We start from the raw sequence: 4,664 nt of genomic DNA, 5'->3' as shown, positions 1-4,664 counted from the left end.
GGTGTTATATACATAGAGACAGGTGGATATTTACCGATGTGTGGTCACGATACAATCGGTGTATGTACAGCGTTAGTTGAATCGGGTTTAATTCCGGTAGTTGAACCGATTACTTCTTTAAAACTAGATACACCGGCTGGCTTAGTTGAAGTAGATATTGCTGTTCAAGATGGAAAAGCAAAAGAAGTATCTTTCTGTAACATACCAGCTTTTTTATTGAAAAATATTACTGTACAAGTGAAAGACATTGGAACTATAGAGGCTGATATTGCGTATGGAGGGAATTTTTATGCCATTATTGATGCGAAATCAGTAGGTCTAGAATTAGTACCAGAAAATGCATCTACAATCATCGATAAGGCGATTCATATAAGGAACACAATTAATGAGAAGTTTGAAATCACTCATCCAGAGTATTCGTTTATAAGAGGATTAACACATGTTGAATTTTATACAGATCCTACTCATGAATGTGCGCATGTGAAAAATACAGTTGTTGTACCACCAGGCGGAATAGATCGATCTCCATGCGGTACAGGAACATCTGCGAAGCTAGCTGTATTATACGCTCAGAAAGAAATCGAGATTGGTGAAGAGTTCATTCATGAGAGTATCGTTGGTTCTTTATTTAAAGGATATGTCATGAATACGACACATGTTAAAAATATTGAAGCTGTCATAACGAAAATTACGGGATCAGCTTGGCTTATGGGTATGCATAGATTTTTTTACAATGAAATGGATCCACTTAAAGAAGGATTTTTGCTAATTCCGCCGATGGAACATGAAACGGAGGATATAAAATGAACATTCAAAAAATGTATACAGCAGTAGACGTACATGTAAATGGCGAGGCATTTCGTGTAATGAAAGATGTACCATGCAAATACTACTACAGTTTGGAGCAATTAAATGAACAATTTTCAGGTGAATTAGCAGAAGAGATGAAGCTTTTATTAAATGAACCACGTGGTTTTATCGGTTTGAATGGGTGTATTGTCGTTTCATCTATCTATAATGAAGTGGATGCAGCTGTATTATTTTTTAATCATGAAGGTTCGGTTCCGCTTCATTATGGAGGCATTGTTGCAGTAATAACGATGTTACTCGAAAGTGGGTATTTAAAAAAGAGAGAGTCCAATCAATACAAAATTGAAACGTTATGTGGAATATTTTTAGTTCATGCGTATGTAGAGAATGATGAAGTTATATCGGTTTCGTTTGAAAGCAAACTATGCTATATGATTGAGAAAAATTTACAGGTTGGTAATGTAAGTTATTCTCTTATACAAGCAGATAAAGTATATGCAGTTGTAGAAAAAGGTGCGTATTCGCCAGAAATTCGCATGGAAAACATTTCTGAATTGAAAAGATGGGGAGAAGCTACACTGCAGGCTATACAAAAACAGTCGCTAATAAAAAGGCTTATTTTAGTAGATCCTTCGCAAAAAGAAAAGAACCATATAAAATCGATTACATTTCATGAAGATAACTTTATCGTACGTTCGCCAGGTTTTGTTTCTACTATTGTTTCCTATGTTCATGCGTTATTTAAAAATGATTATATGGCGGATAAACCTTTTAAAAATGAAAGTATATTTAATAGTTTTATAACTGTGGAGAAAGTGAAGAAGGAGGAACTAGGATACATTTTCCGTTTTGAAAGTAGAGGGTTTATTACAGGGATGCAGACGTTTCTATTAGACCCTACGGATCTGTTTCCGGCAGGTTTCTTATTAAAATAAAATGTGATAGGGAGAGATAAATATGCAAAAAATTAAAGGGGCATTTCCAGTATTAATAACACCGATGGATGAATTTCAGGAAATTAATTGGGATGGGGTAAAGCAAAATGTAAATTACTTTATCGAACAAAACGTTGCAGGTATCATCATTAATGGAAGTACAGGAGAATTTGTAAGTTTATCAAAAGAAGAACGATTTAAAATGGTAGCAACTGTGTTGAAAGAAATTGATGGCCGTATTCCAGTTATTGTTGGAACTGCAGCAGAGACGACGAAAGAAACAATTGAATATACGAAACATGCAGAAGCGCACGGAGCAGATTGTGCATTAATTATAAACTCTTACTATTGTAAACCGAAGGAAGAGGAGATTTATTTTCATTTTAAAGAAATCTCAAACTCTGTAAATATACCAATTATGTTATACAATAATCCATTTACTTCTGGTGTTGATATGAGTACAGAGCTAATGCTCCGTATTGGAAAAGAGTGTGGAAATGTTACACATATTAAAGAATCTAGCGGAGATATTCGAAAAGCGAGAGATTTAGTAAGACAAAGTGAAGAGGCTTTCCAAGTCTTCTGTGGTTCTGAAGATTTAGTTATGGAATCATATTTAGTTGGTGCCTCGGGATGGGTTTCAGTAGCAGGAAATATTGTTCCCGGTCTCGTTACAAAAATGTATGAGCATTTTCAAAATGGTGAATTAGAAAAGGCGTGGGAAATAAACGATGCTATTTTACCACTTTGCGAGTTTCTTGAAGGATCAGGGAAATATGTTCAAATCGTTAAACGTTCTATGGAATTACATGGGCAAGCGGGAGGACCTTCTCGCTATCCAAGACTAGGGTTAACTGTAGAAGAAGATCAAAAGCTTCAAACGATTTTATCAAATATTGCAGCTCATGCAGCTGTTTAAATAAGGAGGAGAACATAATGTTAAAGACAAATATTGAGCTGAAACCAAAAGTGGAAGCGTTTTTAAATGAAGAAATTAAAATGTTTATTAATGGCGAATTTGTTTCTGCTATTGGCGGAAAGACGTTTGAAACGTACAATCCAGCAACAGAAGAGGTTCTAGCAGTCGTATGTGAAGCGCAAGAAGAGGATATTGATGCTGCAGTAAAAGCGGCAAGATCTGCATTTGAATCTGGCCCGTGGGCAGAAATGGCTACTGCTGAAAGAGCGCATCTTATTTATAAATTAGCAGATTTAATTGAAGAACATAGAGAAGAATTAGCGCAACTAGAAGCTTTAGATAATGGAAAGCCATATCAAGTAGCACTTGATGATGATATTTCAGCGACTGTAGAAAATTATCGTTATTACGCAGGATGGGCTACAAAAATTATTGGGCAAACAATCCCGATTTCAAAAGATTACTTGAATTATACGAGACATGAACCTGTTGGTGTTGTAGGACAAATTATTCCGTGGAATTTTCCGCTTGTTATGTCTTCTTGGAAAATGGGAGCTGCACTGGCGACAGGTTGTACGATTGTATTAAAGCCAGCAGAGCAAACGCCTTTATCTTTACTATATACAGCGAAACTCTTTAAAGAGGCTGGATTTCCAAACGGCGTTGTAAACTTTGTATCAGGCTTTGGTCCTGAAGCAGGGGCTGCAATTGTAAATCATCATGACATTGATAAAGTTGCTTTTACAGGATCTACTGTTACAGGAAAGTATATTATGCGTCAATCTGCAGAAATGATTAAGCATGTAACGTTAGAGCTTGGCGGAAAATCACCAAATATCATTTTAGAAGATGCGGACTTGGAAGAAGCGATAAATGGTGCATTCCAAGGTATTATGTATAATCACGGTCAAAATTGTAGCGCAGGATCACGTGTATTTGTTCATCGTAAACATTATGAAACTGTAGTAGATACACTTGTGAAAATGGCGAACAACGTAAAACTTGGAGCAGGTATGGAGAAAGGAACGGAAATGGGTCCACTCGTATCTAAGAAACAACAAGAGCGTGTGTTAAATTACATTGAGCAAGGGAAGAAAGAAGGTGCTACAGTTGCGGCTGGTGGCGAACGTGCGCTTGAAAAAGGTTATTTCGTTAAGCCAACTATATTCACAGATGTTACAGACAATATGACAATCGTTAAGGAAGAAATATTTGGACCAGTTGTTGTCGTACTTCCATTTGATTCGACAGAAGAAGTAATTGAACGAGCGAACAACTCATCCTATGGCCTTGCTGCGGGTGTATGGACGCAAAATATCAAAACGGGTCATCAAGTAGCAAATAAATTAAAAGCAGGAACAGTGTGGATTAATGATTATAACTTGGAAAATGCAGCTACACCATTTGGTGGATATAAACAATCTGGTATTGGCCGCGAATTAGGTTCATATGCGCTTGATAATTATACAGAAGTGAAAAGTGTTTGGGTAAATATAAAGTAATAGGGCGTTTTACTGATAAAAATTGAGGGATGAAATAATGAAAGATGCGGACAACTAGAAAGTTTGATAATAGTTGTCCGTTTTTTTTATATACAAAATTGCTTTTCCAAAGAATGATAAGGGGGATTTGGATGGAGAATTTAGTAGAATGGTTAGTAGGGCAAGTGTGGAGTATCGGTTTAGTTGTTTTTGCATTAGGGGCAGGCGTATATTTCACGATTGCAACACGCTTTTTGCAAATCCGTTATTTTAAAGAGATGATTAAACTATTATTTGAAGGAAAGAGTTCAGAGACGGGAATATCATCTTTTCAGGCATTTTGTTTAGCCTTATCAGGAAGAGTTGGAATTGGTAATATTGCAGGGGTAGCGACAGCAATTGCTTTCGGCGGTCCTGGAGCTGTATTTTGGATGTGGGTAATGGCTTTGTTAGGGGCAGCGAGCGCGTTTGTAGAATCAACATTATCTCAAGTATACAAAAGTAAAGTAGGGAATGAAT

At 36.5% G+C, this 4,664-nt stretch carries 5 protein-coding genes; all 5 read left to right on the top strand.

Annotation, left to right across the window (positions count from 1 at the left end; all coding sequences use genetic code 11):
* Nucleotides 1–807 (top strand): proline racemase family protein (locus GBN78_RS28590; protein ID WP_152127978.1); only part of this gene is annotated, 807 nt, incomplete at its 5' end.
* Nucleotides 804–1,745, top strand: a complete 942-nt coding sequence (locus GBN78_RS28585; protein ID WP_001025574.1) for a proline racemase family protein — start codon at nt 804–806, stop codon at nt 1,743–1,745. The genes GBN78_RS28590 and GBN78_RS28585, both read left to right, overlap by 4 nt.
* 22 nt (nt 1,746–1,767) lie before the next feature.
* A complete protein-coding gene (dapA, locus tag GBN78_RS28580; RefSeq protein ID WP_152127977.1) occupies nt 1,768–2,664 on the top strand; it encodes a 4-hydroxy-tetrahydrodipicolinate synthase in 897 nt (298 codons plus the stop codon).
* Nucleotides 2,665–2,681: 17 nt separating this feature from the next.
* The gene (locus GBN78_RS28575; RefSeq protein WP_152127976.1) at nt 2,682–4,166 is read left to right on the top strand and encodes an aldehyde dehydrogenase family protein; all 1,485 of its coding nucleotides are present in this window, start codon (nt 2,682–2,684) and stop codon (nt 4,164–4,166) included.
* A 131-nt stretch (nt 4,167–4,297) separates the two neighbouring features.
* Nucleotides 4,298–4,664: alanine:cation symporter family protein (locus GBN78_RS28570; protein WP_226798507.1), on the top strand; the 367-nt coding region annotated here is incomplete at its 3' end.

Source organism: Bacillus sp. B2-WWTP-C-10-Post-4 (assembly GCF_009183805.1).
Classification (GTDB): domain Bacteria; phylum Bacillota; class Bacilli; order Bacillales; family Bacillaceae_G; genus Bacillus_A; species Bacillus_A cereus.
Note: the sequence above shows the minus strand (reverse complement) of the source record. Positions and strands in the feature narration are given on the sequence as shown.

Bases quoted from the DNA above. Each gene is read 5' to 3' on its own strand.
- GBN78_RS28585 (WP_001025574.1), top strand. From the start codon at position 804: ATGAACATTCAAAAAATGTATACAGCAGTAGACGTACATGTAAATGGC.
- dapA (WP_152127977.1), top strand. From the start codon at position 1,768: ATGCAAAAAATTAAAGGGGCATTTCCAGTATTAATAACACCGATGGAT.
- GBN78_RS28575 (WP_152127976.1), top strand. From the start codon at position 2,682: ATGTTAAAGACAAATATTGAGCTGAAACCAAAAGTGGAAGCGTTTTTA.